Raw genomic sequence first — 16183 nt, forward strand, 5'->3', positions numbered from 1 at the left:
GGAATGGCATTCAAAGTCTTCGGTACCAGCATACTGGTGGCTACACGCGTGGGCCAGCCGGGGCCCAGTGCCTTCAGCATGGAGGCCAGCCTGGTGCCCGCTACCGAGGCGGCACACGTCATCCTCCACCAGCTGAAAGGGCGGGCCGAGCTGCTGCTCACTGACCTCAACGGCCGCCAGGCCTGGCCTGGCCATGGGTATCTATCTGCTGAAACCCGCACGCGGGAAGGCAGCGCACGATCCCGCCTCGTGAAAGAACAGGCATTTTTCCTACGCATCATCGCGGTGCGGGAAAGTGGTGCACGGCCTGTTGCAGGGTCGCCAACGATTCCGCCACTGGCGTTGCATGGCAGCCCAGCAATTGGGCCACGGCCGCAAATACGGCTTGCTTCCCTTGTGCCTGCGTCAAAATCCCGGAGTCCAACGGCAGCTGCTGCGACTTGGAGAGCTTCTGGCCGGCTGCGTTGGTCAGCAGCGGGTGATGATAAAACTGAACCCGCAAAGCGTTAAATACGGCCGTTTCCGACAGCTGGCTGGCCAGCCAAAGCTGCGCGGCGGTACTGGGCTTCAAATCCAGTCCGCGCACAATCATATTGGTGCCAAGGCGCAGGTCATCCACCACCGAAGCTACCTGATAAGCCGCTACGCCGTCTTTTTTGCGAATCACGAAGTCCGGCATTAGTGAGCCGAGCGGCACAGTAATTTGGCCCTGCCAGGCATCAGGCAAGCTGATTTCGGTGCCTGGCGCAACATGCGCCCGCCACGCCGCGCCGGGCGTTTCGAGGGAAACGGCTGCTTCCGTTCCGTTGGTGCGCGAGCGCGTGCTGGCCCGCACGAGGCCGGGCCGTTGGGCCAGCCGCCGCAGCACGGCGTTGTAGTCGGGCAGGTGCAGCAGCTGCGAGTGGTGGCGCAGAAAATCATCGGGGCCGGTGGGGCCGTGGTCGTAATCGATGCCCAGCCAGTCGATGACGCGGAAAATATTATCGAGGTACGCCGGGCGCAGGCGGGCGCGGTCCAGGTCGTCGATGCGCAGGTGCAAGGTGCCGCCCGTCCGCCGCGTAAGCAGCCAGGTCAGCACAAAATTCACGGCATTGCCGAGGTGCAGAAAACCGCTGGGCGTGGGCGCGAGGCGCGAAACAACGGGCAGCTTTTCCGGCATTTTCAGCAATAACAAGCCCGGCTACAGGCTCCAATCGGCGTATTGAAGCACCACGCGGTAGCCATCGGGGTCTTCAAAAGTACACCCTTGCAGGTTCCAGTAAGGGTTGTACGATGTCACGGGCGAGTAACCGGCTGCTATCATGCGCTCGACGGCGGCGTGCCAGATTTCGTGGTCGGGCAGGTAGAAAACGAGCAGGTTATCCGGCGTTGGGGCCCGGCCCACAGTGTGGCCGGGCTGGTGCGTGAATTCGAGATGGTAGGGCGCTTGCAGCAGGCCCACCATCACGCCCGAAAACCCGTCGTGGTCAGTGAAAGACATCAAGTGATGCAGGCCCAGGCCATCACAATAAAACCGAAGCAGAGCCGTCAGGTTGTCGGTGGGCCGAGCAACGCGGAGCGTGGGGGTAATCATGGCAATTTGGGAAAAAGGCGCCGATTAACCCGCACCTTCCGAGAGCTAATTAAACCAGAGCCTTAGCACCAGGTCTTCCTAATAATACAACAGACCGCCGTGAAAAATTTTATAATGATGAGAAATACTTTACTTTTTCTAGGATTTTTATTTCTAATGCTGCCCGTTCGCGTCGCAAAAGCCCAACCCTCAGCCCTCTACTTTCCGCCCGCCACGGGCACTACCTGGGCCACCACCACGCCCGCCACCCTGGGCTGGTGCCAGCCGCAGCTCGATTCACTCCTGGCCTTTGCGGGCCGCAAAAGCAGCAAGTCGCTGCTTATCCTGAAGGACGGCCGCATGGTGGTGGAGCATTACTACGGCACCTACACCGCCGATTCGGCCTGGTACTGGGCCTCGGCGGGCAAGTCGCTCACGGCCACGCTGGTGGGCCTGGCGCAGCAGGATGGCATTTTGAGCCTCAACGACAGCACCTCGCGCTATCTCGGCCGCTGGACCAGCGCCACCCGCCCGCAGCAGCGCCAGATTCTCATCCGTCACCAACTCACGATGACCACCGGGCTCGACGACTCGCCGCCCGCGCCCTGCGACAACGAGAGCACCACGCCCGGCTGCCTGCTCTACCTCGCCCCGCCCGCCACGCGCTGGGCTTACCACACCGGCGCCTACCGCACCCTGCAGGACGTGCTGGTGCAGGCCAGCGGCGCGGCCAATATAACCACCTACACCAGCCAGCGCCTGGGCACCCGCATCGGCATGACGGGCCTGTGGGCCAACGATGTATTCTACAGCAAGGCCCGCAGCATGGCCCGCTTCGGCCTGTTCATCCTGGCGCGGGGCTCCTGGAACGGCACCCAAATCCTGACCGATACGGCCTACTTCCGCCGCATGACCACGCCCAGCCAAACCATCAACCGCAGCTACGGCTACCTCTGGTGGCTCAACGGCCAGAGCAGCTACCGCCTGCCCGGCTCACAGTTCAATTTCCCCGGCGCGGTTATCCCCTCGGCCCCGGCCGACATGATTGCCGCCCTTGGCAAAAACGACCAGAAGGTGTACGTGGTGCCCAGCCTGGGACTGGTGGTGGTGCGCCAGGGCAATACCGCCGGGGCCAGCCGCCTGGCCGCCTCGTCGTTTGACAACGAACTCTGGACCAAAATCATGGCCGTGTTCTGCCGCCCCACCGCCACTGCGGCTGCGGCCGAGGCCGCCGGCTTCCTGGCCTTCCCCAACCCCGCCACCGAAACCCTGACCCTGCGCCAGCCGGCCAAAACCGCCGCTGCCGTGCGGCTGCTCGACGCCCTGGGCCGCGAAATAGTGCACCAATCAACGACCGGAGCAGAAACGTCCGTTTCGGTCGCCATGCTCGCCCCCGGCCTTTATACCGCGCAATGGCTGGATGGCAGCGGGCGCATCCTGATGAGCCGGAAGGTGGCGCGCCAGTAGAAGTTCCACAAAAAGGGCGGTGCCTTGCTGGTCAGTGCGTAAGTTTGCGGTCAATTTGCGGGCCGGTTTCCCGGCCCCGCTGCTGCCCTCCTGCTATTGCCGATGCTGACTGCTGTCCTGCTTTTCCTCCCTTTGGCCGCCGCGCTGCTGCTGCTATTCGTAAAGGGAGCCGCCGCCCGCGCCCTTGCTTTCGGGGCCTCGCTCCTTGAATTCGTCGTCGCGGCCTACGCCGCTTTCGACTTCACCCGCCACGGCTCAGCCGCCTATAACCTCAATTATAGCTGGATTCCGTCGGCCGGCATCACCTTCCACATCGGGCTCGATGGGCTGAGCCTGTTGATGGTATTACTCACCACGTTCCTGGTTCCGCTGATATTGCTGTCGGCCTTCAAGCGCGACTACGACAACCCGTCGACCTTCTACGCCCTCGTGCTGTTCATGCAGACGGGCCTGCTGGGCGTGTTTCTCTCGCTCGATGCCTTCCTGTTCTACTTCTTCTGGGAAGTGGCCCTCATTCCGATTTACCTGCTGGCCGGGGCCTGGGGCGGCGAGCGCCGCATCGCCATCACCCTCAAGTTTTTCCTTTATACCGTCGTCGGCTCGCTGCTGATGCTGGCCGGCTTCGTGTACCTGTACCTGCAAACCGGCCCCGCCGCCGGCTCGCTGGCCCAGCACTCGTCGGAGCTGTCGGCTTTCTACAGCCTCAAGCTCAGCGCCTCGGAGCAGTCGTGGCTGTTCTGGCTGATTTTCGCGGCCTTCGCCGTGAAGATGCCCATCTTCCCCTTCCACACCTGGCAGCCCGATACGTATACCGAAGCGCCCGCGCCCGCCACCATGCTGCTCTCGGGCATCATGCTGAAAATGGGCATCTACGGCACCATGCGCTGGCTGCTGCCGGTGGTGCCGCTCGGCGTGAGCCAGTGGCAGAAGCCGGTTATCATCCTCTCCGTCATCGGCATTATCTACGGGGCCATCATCGCCATTCGCCAGCGCGATGTGAAGCGGCTCATGGCCTACTCGTCCCTCTCCCACGTGGGGCTGATGGCGGCCGGCGTGTTCTCGCTCACCCAAATCGGCCTGCAGGGCGCGGTGATTCAGATGCTGGCCCACGGCGTGAACATCGTCGGCATGTTCTTCGTGGCCGATGCCATTGAGCGCCGCACCGGCACCCGCCACATCCCCGACCTCGGCGGTCTCACCCGCCGCACGCCCATTCTCTCGGTGTGCTTCCTGATAATGCTGCTCAGCACCGTGGCCCTGCCCCTCACCGGCGGGTTTGTGGGCGAGTTCCTGCTGCTGGCCGGGATGTACCAGTACAACGCCTGGGTGGGTGCCATTGCGGGCCTCACCATCATTTTCTCGGCCGTATACCTGCTGCGCATGTTCCAGCGCGTGATGCTCGGCCCCGATTCGTCCTTCTCCGAAACCATCACCGACCTCACCGGCGGCGAGCTGCTGATTATGGTGCCGCTCATCGTGCTGGTGTTCTGGATTGGTTTGTTTCCGAACACGTTCCTGCACATCTCGGAGCCGGCCGTGACGAATATCCTGGCGCTGGTCGGGCGGTAAAAGAACGTCATGCAGAGCGCAGCGAAGCATCTCGCTCGTATCGTTGAACGATTAAATTACTACCCCGAGCGAGATGCTTCGCTGCGCTCTGCATGACGTTCGCCGTCAGTCGGACGTTCTTATTTGAAGCCAACATGACCTCCATCATTCTCCTCTCCGTCTTCGGCATTCTCAACCTGTTCCTGGGCTTTTTGCGCTCGAATAAGGTGCTGCTGCCCGGCGCCATGCTGCTGCTGCTGGCCGTGTTCGGGGCCAATTATGCCGACTGGAACGTCGTGCACGCCCCCTACTTCAACAACATGCTGGTGGTGGACAACTACACGGTGGCCTTCACCGGCATCGTGCTATTGACGACCATCCTGCTGCTGCCCTTCTCGCGCAGCTACGTGGTAGCGGGCGAGCCGAACCTGGCCGAATACTACGCCCTGCTCCTCTTCTCGCTGGTTGGGGCCATCATGATGATTGGCTACGACCACCTGCTGATGCTTTTCGTGGGCATCGAAATCCTGAGCATCAGCATGTACGTGCTGGCCGGCAGCAACAAGCGCGACTCGCGCTCGAATGAAGCCGCGCTGAAATACTTCCTCATGGGCGCCTTTGCCACCGGCATTCTGCTCTTCGGCGTGGCGCTGCTGTATGGCGCCACGGGCACGTTTGTCCTCTCGCAGCTCGCCACGGCCGTAGCTAATCCGGCCAATGCCAGCCTGCAACCAATGCTCTACATCGGCATTCTGATGATGATTATCGGTATCGGCTTCAAGGTCTCGGCCGCGCCGTTCCACTTCTGGACGCCCGACGTGTACGAGGGCGCGCCCACCTTCTTCACCGCCTTCATGAGCACCGTGGTGAAAACGGCTGGTTTCGCCGCCTTCCTCAAGCTGCTGGCCGTGGCCCTGCCCGCCGCTCAGGGTTTCTGGATGCCCACCATTCAGGCCATGTGCGCCCTCACGCTGCTGCTCGGCAACGTGGGCGCGGCCGCCCAAACTAATACCAAGCGCATGCTGGCCTACTCCAGCGTGAGCCACGCCGGCTACCTGCTCATCGGCCTCGTGGCCAGCAAGGGCGTGCTGACTGGTGATGCTGCCAGCGGCATTTTCTTCTACTCGCTGGCCTATTCCATTGCCACGGTGGCCTCGTTCGGCGTGCTGAAACTGGTGAGCGACCACCGCCGGCACGACGGCTACGCCGGCCTCAACGGCCTGGGCAAAACCAACCCGCTGCTGGCCTTCGTGATGACGGCGTCCATGCTCTCGCTGGCCGGCATTCCGCTCACGGGCGGCTTCTTTGGGAAGTTCTTTTTGCTGGCGGCGGCCGTGGGCCAGGGCTACATCGGCCTCGTCGTGTTCGCCCTCATCATGAGCATGGTGGGCCTGTACTACTACCTGCGGCCAATTATCGCCATGTACATGCAGCCCGCGCCGGAGGATGCCACGCCCGTTCCGGTGGATGGGATTCAGACGGTGACGCTCGTGGTGCTGGCCTTGCTCACCATTGCGCTGGGCATCGTACCGGGCTTTATGAGCGGCATTTTGTAGAATCGAATTTCGATTGAATAAAAAAGGCGACCTATTCGGGTCGCCTTTTTTAATTTGTTTGGGGTTGTTCTAAAGTCCTGGAAGCACCTACCTTCAGACCTGATTTCGACAACAAACCGGCTGCTTCTGATGCTTCGTCTACCCCTTCGCGCTCTGACAGGAATCCTGCTCATCTGGTCGTTAGCAGTTGGCTGCGAAAGCAAGAAAGCTCCGGTAACTACTGAAACACCAGCTTCGGCAGCTGCATCGAAGCTGCTGACCGATACCATTGCCGCTGCTCCCGTCACTACTGCTGATACGGTAACTGAAGTGGCGCAGGAATCCCCTTCAGGCGATGTGCCCGCACTGCATATCCCGTTTGAGGAACGCAAGACGGTAGCGCCGGGCCTGGTCGTTATTGTCAAGTCTATCCGCCCGGCGGATACGGCTATTATTCGTGAGCCGAGCGACTTGAAACTGACTTTTACCATCAAGCGCAATAACAAGGTTGTCTACCGCGACACTGCTAATGACGGCTTGATGTACGATTACTATGCGATGCCGAGCACCAAGAAGCTTTATCCAATCTGGGTATCAACTGGTGAGGGCAATGGTGAACTACTCGTTGCTTTCAACAACCGTCCATCCCTTGAATTAGCCCGACGTTTCTACATTCTCAATGGCCAGGTAGCAAAAATTGATACGCTGCCGGCATTCAATGGTCCTGCTAAGGACTGGGACCAGGATGGTAAGCTGGAATACAATGGAATCGAGGATTCCGGCGAAGTATGGGCCGATGAACAAGGGCACCATCGGATTGCGTACAATCCTGCACTGTATTATGAAATCCGCCCTGTAGGTCTAGTGCTTGATTCGGCCCTTACGGAACGTAAAGCGCGGGCAGACTACGGCGTCTTTCAAGGATTTCATTACGCTGGAAGTCCTGGCGTTTTATTCAGCAAACTGCCCAAGAATAGCCGCTTGCGGCAACCATGAATCAACGGAGAAACAAGCTTAAATGGAAACCAGTCACGCCATTTTTCGACAACTATGGCTGCTGGGCGTCCTCAGCCTCTTCAGCAGCTGTGCTGCCCGGCCGCCGCACGAAACCGGAACATTCACAACTTCGGAGCTGGTGGAATTGCAACGGCTCGACCCCACCATTCGCCTGGATATTCGCTACGCGACCAGCAATAATTTTGCCGGGCGGGCAGTGTATTCTGAAGCGCGGGCCTTTCTGCAGCGGCCTGCGGCCGAAGCGCTGGTGGCGGTGAATGCGGAACTGGCGCCGCTGGGCTATCGGCTGCTGGTATTTGATGGATACCGGCCGTGGAGCGTCACCAAGCTGTTTTGGGACGTTACGCCACCGCAGAAAAAGGAGTTTGTGGCCGACCCCAGGAAAGGCTCGCGCCACAACCGGGGTTGCGCCGTGGACCTGAGCCTTTGGGATGTTGCCGCCGGGAAAGAGGTGGCCATGCCGGGCGAGTATGATGAGATGAGCCCGCACTCCTACGCGGCCTACGCCGGGGGCACGCCGCAGCAACGGGAATTGCGGGATTTACTCCGTAGCAAGATGGAACATCACGGCTTCACGGTGCTCCCGGCCGAATGGTGGCATTTTGACTATCAGAACTGGCAGTCTTATCCCATTCAGAATATTCCTTTCAATAAACTTTGACCAACCCAAAGCGCCCCCGCAACTCAGGTTACGGGGGCGCTTTGGTGTCCGCGAAAGCCCCGCGCCATCTGCACCTTGTCGGGGCATGCGGTTCCACCGCGCGCCAACAAAAAACTAACGGAACGTCTATTGCGGCAGCTGGAAGACGTGGATGCTTTGTTCCTTGTACTGCTGGTAGCTGGGCTGCGAGCTGTCGGCTTTGTCGCTGACGCAGACCAGGGTGCTGGCGTCAATCCAGCTCACGCCTTCGATGTTGCCGTAGAGCACGTTGGTACCGGCGCCCACCGTGCCGGTGCTGCTGCCCCGCGGGAAATCGTAGACGCGGCCGGCATCGGTGAAGCTCCAGGTGGTGCTGCTCAGGGTGCCCACCCACAACTGGCTGCCCTCCTGAGTGGTGATGGCCACGCGGCTGCCCCAGATGTCGATGTCGCTGTAGTCGGGGAAGGCCACGGGCACGGCCAGGGTGGCCTGTGTGACCCAGCCGCTATTGGTTTTCTTTAGGACTTTAATCTGGCCGGTGCCTTCGACGAGGCCCAGCAGGTAATCGTCGGAGCCGCGCCGCACGTAGGCCGCGCCCTCGAAGCCTTTGTTGCTGTTGGCGCTGCTGAAAGCCACGTCGGTCCAGAGGCTGCTTTGGTAGCCCAGGCTGGCATCGTACTGGCGCACGCGGGGGTAGTAGGCCCCGTTGTGCGACACGGTTTCCTCCGTCACGTAGTAGTGCGGGGTGTTGTTGGCATCGTAGGTGATGGCCTCGAAGTTGGACGAGCCCGAGCCGCTGCCGGTGAGCGTATTCTGCGAGCTGTTTTCGGGCAGGCTGCTGGCAATTGAGCCGATTTTGTAGCGGTTGTCGAACACCACGTAGTAGCGCCCACCGCTGGTGTACACGCCGCTGCCCTCAAAGTCATCGGAACTGTCGTAACCGCTGAACAACTTGTAGAACTTCTTCTCGGCCAGCGGGCCAATAAGGGTGCCGGCGGCTGTGGCATTGGCCGCGTGGCTAATGGGAGCGGGTTGCGGGGCGGCCTCGCGGTCGGTGGTGCAGTGGGTAAGCGAAAGTGCCGCACCGGCGCAGGCAGCGAGGAGTAAAGAATGCTTCATTATGGGGGATTGGGTAAGGTTATGCAAAGCTCGCTTTTCCAACATTACCCCTACATAACCAAATCATTACACCGCTCGATAGCATTTTCGGCGCGCCGATAAACCTAAAGCAAAACGTCATGCTGCGACAACGCGCAGCATGACGTTTCAGGCATTTTCAGATGGCTCGGGGTACGCTCCCGCGCCATCCGGTCATTACGGATTGGTGGACCACATGCCCGCTTCTTTAATAAAAATGCGGCGGTTCAGTTTCAGCTGCGACACCATGAACTCGGCCAAATCCTCGGGCTGCATCACCTTGTCGGGGTTGCCGTCGGTGAGGCCGTTGTTCATGGCCAGGGGCGTGGCCACGGTGCTGGGCGTGAGCACCGACACGCGGATGTTGTGCTTACGCACTTCCTGCATCAGGGCTTCGGTGAGGCCCATAACGGCAAATTTGGAGGCGCTGTAGGCGCTGCTGCCGGCGGCGGCGCGCAGGCCGGAGGTGGAGGAAATGTTGATGATGTCGCCGGTCTGGCGCGCAATCATCACGGGCAGCACGGCGCGGGTCACGTAGTAGGTGCCCATCACGTTCACCTGGATGATGTGCTCCCACTGCTCGGGCTCCATCTCCAGAAACTTGGCGAAAGTGCCGATGCCGGCGTTGTTGATGAGGATATCAATCGGGCCGAGTTCCTGGTGGATTTTGGCCACGGCCAGGTTCACGGCGGTGCGGTCGGCCACGTCGGCTACGGCGGTGAGGACGGTACCACCGGCGGCGAAGATTTCGGCGGCTACTTCGAGCAGGTCACTTTCGGTGCGGGCCAACAAGCCAACGTGCACGCCTTCGGCGGCCAGAGCCAGGGCCACGGCGCGGCCGATGCCTTTGCCCGCGCCCGTGACGAGGGCGACTTTTCCTTGGAGGGATTCCATGTGCTTAAGAGGTTGTGAGGCGGTAGAACCGGGGGTGGGGGCGAAAGGTTGGGAGAGGTTACATCGAGTGCAAATGCTTGGTGAAGTCGCCGTACGTCACCCAATCTTCCCAGCGCTTGCGGCTGGGCGCTACTTTGCCGCGCAGGTACTTCTCAATCATGAGGCCGGCGGCGGGGGCGGCGCTGGTACCGCCGAAACCGCTGTTTTCGATGAACACGGCGATGGCGATTTTGGGGTCATTCACCGGGGCAAAGGCGGCGAAAGTGGCGTGGTCGTAGCCGTGAGGGTTTTGCACGGTGCCGGTTTTACCGGCCATCGTGATGCCGTATTGCGAGAGCGAAGCCAAATTGCCGGTGCCGCCGTTGCCGTCCACCACCATCTCCATGCCGGGGATGATGTACTTGAACAGCGTGGTATCCACGGCCGTGTAGTGCCGCTCGCGGTATTGGGGCAGTGGGCCGCCAGCGCCAATGCCACGCACGAAATGCGGCGTATAGTACCAACCGCGGTTGGCAATGGTGGCCAGCACGTTGGCCATTTGCAGCCCGGTAATGCCGATTTCGCCCTGCCCGATGCTGAGTGAATACACGGTTTTGAAGTTCCAGTGATGGTAGCCACGCAGCTTGTCGTAGAAATCAGGCGAGGGAATGAGGCCGCGTTTCTCCTGCGACATATCCACGCCCAACTTCTCGCCGAGGCCGAAGGACTTCACCATTTTCTGCCACTGGCCCAGGCCCAGACGGGCGTCCTCAAACTTATTGGGCGACTGCCCGCGCACCACCGCAGCGCGCAGCACCTGGTAGAAATACGGGTTGCAGCTGTTTTTGATGGCCAGGCTCACGTTGGCTGGGTATTCGTGGCGGTGAGTGCAGTGCACCAGCTTCTGGTTGCATTCAAACCCAGTGCCGGGCGTGACGACGTGGAGCTGCAGCGCCACCAGCTCGTTCACCAGCTTAAACACCGAGCCGGGCGGATAGGTAGCCATCAGCGGGCGGTCGAACAGCGGGCGGTCGGGGTTGTTGAGCAGGGCCATGTAGCGGTTGCCCGAGCCCTTGCCCGTGAGCAGGTTCGGGTCGTAGTGCGGGGCCGAGACGAAGGCCAGAATCTCGCCCGTCCTGGGGTCGATGGCCACGATGGAGCCGCGCCGGCCGGCCAGCAGTTTCTCGCCGTAGGCCTGCAACTCGGCGTCGATGCTCAGGTGCAGGTCCTGCCCGGCCACCGACAGCGTATCGAACTCGCCGCCCCGGAACTTGCCTTTCTCAATGCCGCGCACGTTCACCATTTTGTACTGCACGCCGCGCCGGCCCATCAGCGTGCTCTCGTAATAGGCCTCCAGGCCCGAAATACCCACGTTTTCGCCGGGCTGGTACTTGGCGTACTTCGGTTTTTCGAGGAAAGCCGGCGTAATGGCACCCACGTAACCCAAGGCGTGGGCCAGGTTTTCGGTGCGGTAAGCCCGCGCCATACGGGCCTGAATGCGGAAACCCGAAAAGTCCCCTAGCTTGTCCAGAATGGCCGCCAAATCCGGCGTGGTCAGGTTCTGAACAATGGGCGACGGCTTGATGCGCGAATACTTTTTGGCCGCCAGCAGGCTGGCCCGCAGGTCCTCCAGCGGAATCTGGAGCAGCTCGCAAAAGCGGGCCGAATCGAGCTGTTTCACCTCGCGGGGCACCACCAGCAGGTCGTACACCGGCGTATTCTGCACCAGCAGCTGGTTCTTGCGGTCGTAAATCAGGCCCCGATACGGAATCTGCACGAGGCGTTGCAGCGTGTTTTTATCCGCCGCCAGCTTGTAGGTGCCATCCAGCACCTGCATGAAGAACAAGCGGGTAAGGAAGATGAGGGCCACCAGCAAAAAAATGCCTTGCACAACGTATTTGCGGCCTTCGAGGTATTGCATTTTCTAATTCAGAAATAAGACGGGCAGCTTGACCGTCAACCATTAATTCCGCCCTCTGCGAACCGGGAAAAACAGCAGCTGCACAATCAACAGCGCGAGACCGGTAAAGAGTGCGCTGACCACCATTTTCCCCATGGTCATGCCGAAATGGTGGAAACTGCCCAGTTCCAGCAGGAAAAAAGCCGCGTGGTGCAGCAACACCAGCAGCGTGAGGTACACGCCAAACCACTGCCAGCCCATCTGGTGCACGTTCACGGAGTCGCCGCTGTCGTAGCCATCGCGCGGGGTGAGCAAGCGCAGCACCCACGGCCGCAGAAAGCCCAGAAACACCGCCGCCGCCGCGTGCAGCCCGCCGGTGTCGTAAAAAATATCCATCGTCAGCCCCATCCCGAAGGCCAGCAGCAGCTGCACCACAATGGGCGTGGCCAGCGGCAGAAACAGCAAGAAGCCCAGGTAGAAGAAGCACCAGCCCAAATCAAACAGCACCAATCGGCTGATTATCAAAACGTGCAAGCCGGCGTACAGAGCAAAGCGCAATGCCTGCACAAAAGCAAATCGCAAGCCACTCATGGGCGCTTCCCTCCTTTCGGCAGCATGCCCGTGTGCGCTTCCAGTGTGTCGCGCTCGGCCTTGTTGCGGTTGGTCACCACGTACACATAGGTCAGGTTGGTGAAATTGACGCCCAGCTTCACCCGCACCGTCCAGAAGTTCTTGTCCGGCTCCTTCACAAAAGACTCAATCGTGCCGATAAAAATACCTTCGGGAAATACCGAGTTGTAGCTCGACGTCACCACCGTGTCGCCCTGCACCAGCTTGGTTTCGCGCAGCACGTTGTCGAGCAGGGCGTGGGAGGGGTCGTCGCCCAGCCACCGAACGGTACCAAAGGTGCCATCGCGCTTGATTTTGGAAGCAATGCGGGTTTGCGAGTGCAGCAGGCTGGTGACGGTGGCGTAGTGCTCGCTCACCACTTTCACGCGGCCCACTACCCCGCCGGCCGCCACCACTCCCAGGCCCGCCCGCACGCCATTGGCACTGCCCACGTTCAACGTGAGGAAGTTATCCACATTATACAGGTTATTGTTGATAACTCGGGCCGGAATAAGTGGATAACTCGGGTCGCGGGCCGGCAGGTGCTGCTGGCCCAGCAGCAACGTATCGGGCCGGGAAGCGGGGCGCTGGTAGCGGATGCGCCGCAAGGAGTCGGTACGGGCCGGGGGCAGCGCCACCGAGTCGGCTTCGCGGCGGGTCGTATCGGTCGGGTATAATTGCTGGCGCAGGGCGGCGTTTTCGGCGGCCAGCTGCTGGTTTGTTTCGGCCAGGCGGAAGTAGTCCGTTATCTGCGTGCGGCGGGCTAGCACGGTGCCCGCATACCCGTTGGCCGAATTAAAAAACGCCGCCCGCTGATAGGAATTATTGGTAATAAATAAATACAGGCTAATCACTTCCAACAAGCCAAATACCAGCGCCCCGCGAAAGCGAAATAGAAATAGAAATAAATTCCGCACGGGGGTTAGTTTAATTACACATAGAACGTCATGTCGAGCGCAGCCGAGACATCTCGCGTGGAGCTGGAATTAATTACCATTGCACGCGAGATGTCTCGGCTGCGCTCGACATGACCGTTCTTCTATTTCACGCCTGAAATTACGTCAGCAACACGCCTTTAAACGCCTGAATGTCCTTGATTGCCTTGCCCGTACCACGCACCACGGCACGCAGCGGGTCTTCGGCAATGTGAATGGGCAGCTTGGTTTTAGCGGCCAGGCGCTTGTCGAGGCCGCGCAACAGGGCGCCGCCGCCGGTGAGGTGAATGCCGTTTTCATAAATATCGGCCGACAATTCGGGCGGCGATATTTCGAGGGCTTTTAATACAGCTTCTTCAATTTTGGCCACCGATTTATCGAGGGCAATGGCAATTTCCGAGAACGTTACTTTAATAACTTTCGGAATGCCCGTCATCAGGTCGCGGCCGCGCACTTCGTGGTCGGGCGGCGGCACGTCGAGCTCGGTGAGGGCGGCACCGACTTCAATTTTGATGCGCTCGGCCGAGCGCTCACCGATGAGCAGGTTGTGCTGGCGGCGCATGTAGTCGAGGATGTCCTGGTTGAACACGTCACCGGCCGTTTTGATGGACTGGTCGCACACAATACCCGACAGCGCGATTACCGCAATCTCCGTGGTGCCGCCTCCGATGTCGATAATCATCGAGCCCACGGGCTGCTCCACGTCGATGCCGATGCCGATGGCGGCGGCCATGGGCTCCTGAATCATCCAGACTTCCTTGGCCCCGGCGTGCTCGGCGGAGTCACGCACGGCACGTTTCTCCACTTCGGTAATGCCCGATGGGATGCAGATGACCATGCGGTGCGAGGGCTGGAACAGCCGCGTCCGCGTGTCAATCATCTTAATCATGCCCTTAATCATTTCCTCGGCGGCGTGGAAATCGGCAATTACCCCATCCTTCAGCGGGCGGATGGTGCGGATGTTGTCGTGCGTTTTCTCGTGCATCTGCTGGGCCTGGCGGCCCACGGCGATGACTTTATTCGTGGTTCGGTCTTTGGCGATGATGCTCGGCTCGTCCACCACGATTTTGTCGTTGTGAATGATGAGCGTATTGGCCGTACCCAGGTCGATGGCGATGTCGCTGGTCAGGAAATTAAAGAAACCCATTGAGTTAGCTGCAATAAGGCGGAGCCCGGGTTTAGGGCCGGGCAAAATAATGGGCAAAGGTACGGAAGGTTTGGGCGGAGGACGGATATAATATCCGGGCCGATTGCGGCGGCAGGAGCAAGTAGCACGCGGCAAAAACCGGATACGTAACAAAGCAGCACGTCATGCTGCGTTTGCCGAAGCATTGCTACCGCGAAGAGTAAATCAATTACTTCTGCGGTAGCGATGCTTCGGCAAACGCAGCATGACGTGCTGGTTGCTATTCGTTCAGAACTGCCCCTTTAGTGCTTGAAGTGGCGCACGCCCGTGAGCACCATGGCCATGCCCAGCTCGTCGCAGGCGCGGATGCTGTCGGCGTCCTTAATAGACCCGCCGGGCTGCACCACGGCGCGGATGCCGGCCGCACCGGCAATTTCCACGCAGTCGGGAAAGGGGAAAAAGGCATCGGAGGCCATCACGGCGCCGTGCAGGTCGAAGCCGAAGGTGCGGGCCTTCTCAATGGCCTGGCGCAGGGCGTCGACGCGCGAGGTTTGGCCGACGCCGGAGGCCAGCAGCTGGCCGGCACGGGCCAGCACGATGGTATTGCTTTTGGTGTGCTTACAGATTTTGCCGGCGAACACCAGGGCCGCCGTTTCCTCCTCCGTAGGGGCCGATTGGGTCACGGTGCGGAAATCAGCGGCGGTTTCGGTCTGGCGGTCGGCATCCTGCTCGATGATGCCGTTGAGCAGGGTTTTGACTTGCTTCTTCGGAAACTCCACCGGCTTTTGCAGCAGCAGAATCCGGTTCTTTTTGCTTTGGAGCACCGGCAGGGCATCGGCAGCAAAGCCGGGCGCGATGAGCACTTCAAAGAAGAGCTGGTTTAGCTCAGCGGCGGTGGCCGCGTCTACCTCCTTGTTTACGATGATGACGCCGCCAAACGCGGAAGTCGGGTCACAGCTCAGCGCGTTCACGTAGGCCTCGCGCAGGGTGGCGGCCTGGGCTACTCCGCAGGCATTGGTGTGCTTGAGGATGGCACAGGCGGGCTCGCCGTCGGTGAACTCGGCCATGAGGGCCACGGCGGCGTCCACGTCCACCAGGTTGTTGTAGCTCAGCTGCTTGCCATGGAGCTGGTCGAACAGCGCGGTGAGGTCGCCGTAGAAAGTGCCGGCTTGGTGGGGGTTCTCGCCATAGCGCAACGGCGTGGCGGGCTGGGCGCTCAGGCGCAGGACAGAACCGGCCACAGCGGTGTCCTGGCTCACATATTTGAAAATCTCGGTGTCGTAGTGCGAGGTGGTGGCGAAGGCGGCGGCGGCGTAGTGGCGACGGTCCTCCAAATCAGTGGCGCCGTTTTTGGCGGTGAGCAGCTCGGTTACGGCGGCGTACTGGTCGCGGCTGCTGATTACCAGCACGTCGCGGAAGTTTTTGGCGGCGGCGCGCAGCAGCGAAATGCCGCCGATGTCAATTTTTTCGATGACATCCTGCTCTTCGGCCCCGCTGGCCACAGTCTCTTCGAAGGGATATAAATCAACCACCACCAGGTCGATGGGGGGAATGCCGTGCTGCTCGGCCTGGGCGAGGTCGCCCTCGTCGTGGCGTCGGTGCAGAATGCCGCCGAACACCTTGGGATGCAGCGTCTTCACGCGGCCGCCGAATACTTCCGGGAAGCCGGTCAGGTCTTCCACGGCGGTTACTTCCGCGCCTTCGTCTTCCAGAAATTTCTGGGTGCCGCCGGTGGAGTACAGGGTCACGCCGTGCTGCCGCAGCACCTGCACCAGGGGCGCCAGCCGGTCTTTGTGGTACACGGAAAGCAGGGCGGCGCGAATGGGGCGAGACGACATAAAAGT

The 16183-nt window shown here is 60.6% G+C and carries 14 protein-coding genes; 5 read left to right on the forward strand and 9 right to left on the reverse strand.

What is annotated here, in order from left to right:
• Positions 1–277 precede the first annotated feature (277 nt).
• The gene (locus J4G38_RS20020) at positions 278–1159 is read right to left on the reverse strand and encodes a glutamate--tRNA ligase family protein (RefSeq protein WP_210520738.1); all 882 of its coding nucleotides are present in this window, start codon (positions 1157–1159) and stop codon (positions 278–280) included.
• Between the two features lie 21 nt (positions 1160–1180).
• Complete coding sequence (locus tag J4G38_RS20025) at positions 1181–1573, reverse strand: VOC family protein (RefSeq protein ID WP_210520736.1); 393 nt, start codon at positions 1571–1573, stop codon at positions 1181–1183.
• A gap of 156 nt (positions 1574–1729) precedes the next feature.
• On the opposite strand from J4G38_RS20025, the gene J4G38_RS20030 reads away from it, so the two are divergent.
• The 5 genes from J4G38_RS20030 to J4G38_RS20050 all read left to right on the forward strand — a co-directional run bounded on the left by J4G38_RS20030 (position 1730) and on the right by J4G38_RS20050 (position 7780).
• On the forward strand, positions 1730–3019 hold the full coding sequence (locus J4G38_RS20030) for a serine hydrolase (protein WP_210520734.1): 1290 nt from the start codon (positions 1730–1732) through the stop codon (positions 3017–3019).
• A gap of 102 nt (positions 3020–3121) precedes the next feature.
• The gene (locus tag J4G38_RS20035; RefSeq protein ID WP_210520732.1) at positions 3122–4588 is read left to right on the forward strand and encodes a complex I subunit 4 family protein; all 1467 of its coding nucleotides are present in this window, start codon (positions 3122–3124) and stop codon (positions 4586–4588) included.
• Positions 4589–4722: 134 nt separating this feature from the next.
• Positions 4723–6123, forward strand: a complete 1401-nt coding sequence (locus J4G38_RS20040; protein WP_210520730.1) for an NADH-quinone oxidoreductase subunit N — start codon at positions 4723–4725, stop codon at positions 6121–6123.
• Between the two features lie 129 nt (positions 6124–6252).
• Positions 6253–7098 carry a hypothetical protein gene (locus J4G38_RS20045; protein WP_210520728.1) on the forward strand — a complete coding sequence of 282 codons (846 nt, stop codon included), beginning with the start codon at positions 6253–6255 and terminating at the stop codon, positions 7096–7098.
• Positions 7099–7120: 22 nt separating this feature from the next.
• Complete coding sequence (locus J4G38_RS20050; protein ID WP_210520726.1) at positions 7121–7780, forward strand: M15 family metallopeptidase; 660 nt, start codon at positions 7121–7123, stop codon at positions 7778–7780.
• 126 nt (positions 7781–7906) lie between these two features.
• On the opposite strand, the gene J4G38_RS20055 is transcribed toward J4G38_RS20050, so the two are convergent.
• The 7 genes from J4G38_RS20055 to purH all read right to left on the reverse strand — a co-directional run bounded on the left by J4G38_RS20055 (position 7907) and on the right by purH (position 16177).
• Positions 7907–8878 (reverse strand): SdiA-regulated/phytase-like domain-containing protein, encoded by a 972-nt coding sequence (locus tag J4G38_RS20055; protein ID WP_210520724.1) that lies wholly within the window; start codon positions 8876–8878, stop codon positions 7907–7909.
• A 195-nt stretch (positions 8879–9073) separates the two neighbouring features.
• Positions 9074–9790, reverse strand: coding sequence for a 3-ketoacyl-ACP reductase (locus J4G38_RS20060; protein ID WP_210520722.1), 717 nt, complete (start codon positions 9788–9790; stop codon positions 9074–9076).
• Between the two features lie 58 nt (positions 9791–9848).
• Positions 9849–11690, reverse strand: a complete 1842-nt coding sequence (gene mrdA / locus J4G38_RS20065; protein ID WP_210520721.1) for a penicillin-binding protein 2 — start codon at positions 11688–11690, stop codon at positions 9849–9851.
• 42 nt (positions 11691–11732) lie between these two features.
• Entirely contained in the window at positions 11733–12227 is a 495-nt protein-coding gene (locus J4G38_RS20070; RefSeq protein WP_226163592.1) for a hypothetical protein, read from the reverse strand.
• A gap of 29 nt (positions 12228–12256) precedes the next feature.
• A complete protein-coding gene (mreC, locus tag J4G38_RS20075) occupies positions 12257–13195 on the reverse strand; it encodes a rod shape-determining protein MreC (protein ID WP_210520719.1) in 939 nt (312 codons plus the stop codon).
• A 139-nt stretch (positions 13196–13334) separates the two neighbouring features.
• Positions 13335–14360 (reverse strand): rod shape-determining protein, encoded by a 1026-nt coding sequence (locus J4G38_RS20080; protein ID WP_046244199.1) that lies wholly within the window; start codon positions 14358–14360, stop codon positions 13335–13337.
• Between the two features lie 281 nt (positions 14361–14641).
• Positions 14642–16177 (reverse strand): bifunctional phosphoribosylaminoimidazolecarboxamide formyltransferase/IMP cyclohydrolase, encoded by a 1536-nt coding sequence (gene purH / locus J4G38_RS20085; RefSeq protein ID WP_210520718.1) that lies wholly within the window; start codon positions 16175–16177, stop codon positions 14642–14644.
• Positions 16178–16183 lie beyond the last annotated feature (6 nt).

Origin of the sequence: Hymenobacter terricola (assembly GCF_017921975.2) — a bacterium.
In the GTDB taxonomy this organism is placed as follows: Bacteria; Bacteroidota; Bacteroidia; order Cytophagales; family Hymenobacteraceae; genus Hymenobacter; species Hymenobacter terricola.

Bases quoted from the DNA above. Each gene is read 5' to 3' on its own strand.
- J4G38_RS20035 (WP_210520732.1), top strand. From the start codon at position 3,122: ATGCTGACTGCTGTCCTGCTTTTCCTCCCTTTGGCCGCCGCGCTGCTG.
- J4G38_RS20050 (WP_210520726.1), top strand. From the start codon at position 7,121: ATGGAAACCAGTCACGCCATTTTTCGACAACTATGGCTGCTGGGCGTC.
- J4G38_RS20055 (WP_210520724.1), bottom strand. From the start codon at position 8,878: ATGAAGCATTCTTTACTCCTCGCTGCCTGCGCCGGTGCGGCACTTTCG.
- mrdA (WP_210520721.1), bottom strand. From the start codon at position 11,690: ATGCAATACCTCGAAGGCCGCAAATACGTTGTGCAAGGCATTTTTTTG.
- J4G38_RS20045 (WP_210520728.1), top strand. From the start codon at position 6,253: ATGCTTCGTCTACCCCTTCGCGCTCTGACAGGAATCCTGCTCATCTGG.
- J4G38_RS20030 (WP_210520734.1), top strand. From the start codon at position 1,730: ATGCTGCCCGTTCGCGTCGCAAAAGCCCAACCCTCAGCCCTCTACTTT.
- J4G38_RS20020 (WP_210520738.1), bottom strand. From the start codon at position 1,159: ATGCCGGAAAAGCTGCCCGTTGTTTCGCGCCTCGCGCCCACGCCCAGC.
- J4G38_RS20025 (WP_210520736.1), bottom strand. From the start codon at position 1,573: ATGATTACCCCCACGCTCCGCGTTGCTCGGCCCACCGACAACCTGACG.
- purH (WP_210520718.1), bottom strand. From the start codon at position 16,177: ATGTCGTCTCGCCCCATTCGCGCCGCCCTGCTTTCCGTGTACCACAAA.
- J4G38_RS20060 (WP_210520722.1), bottom strand. From the start codon at position 9,790: ATGGAATCCCTCCAAGGAAAAGTCGCCCTCGTCACGGGCGCGGGCAAA.
- J4G38_RS20080 (WP_046244199.1), bottom strand. From the start codon at position 14,360: ATGGGTTTCTTTAATTTCCTGACCAGCGACATCGCCATCGACCTGGGT.
- J4G38_RS20040 (WP_210520730.1), top strand. From the start codon at position 4,723: ATGACCTCCATCATTCTCCTCTCCGTCTTCGGCATTCTCAACCTGTTC.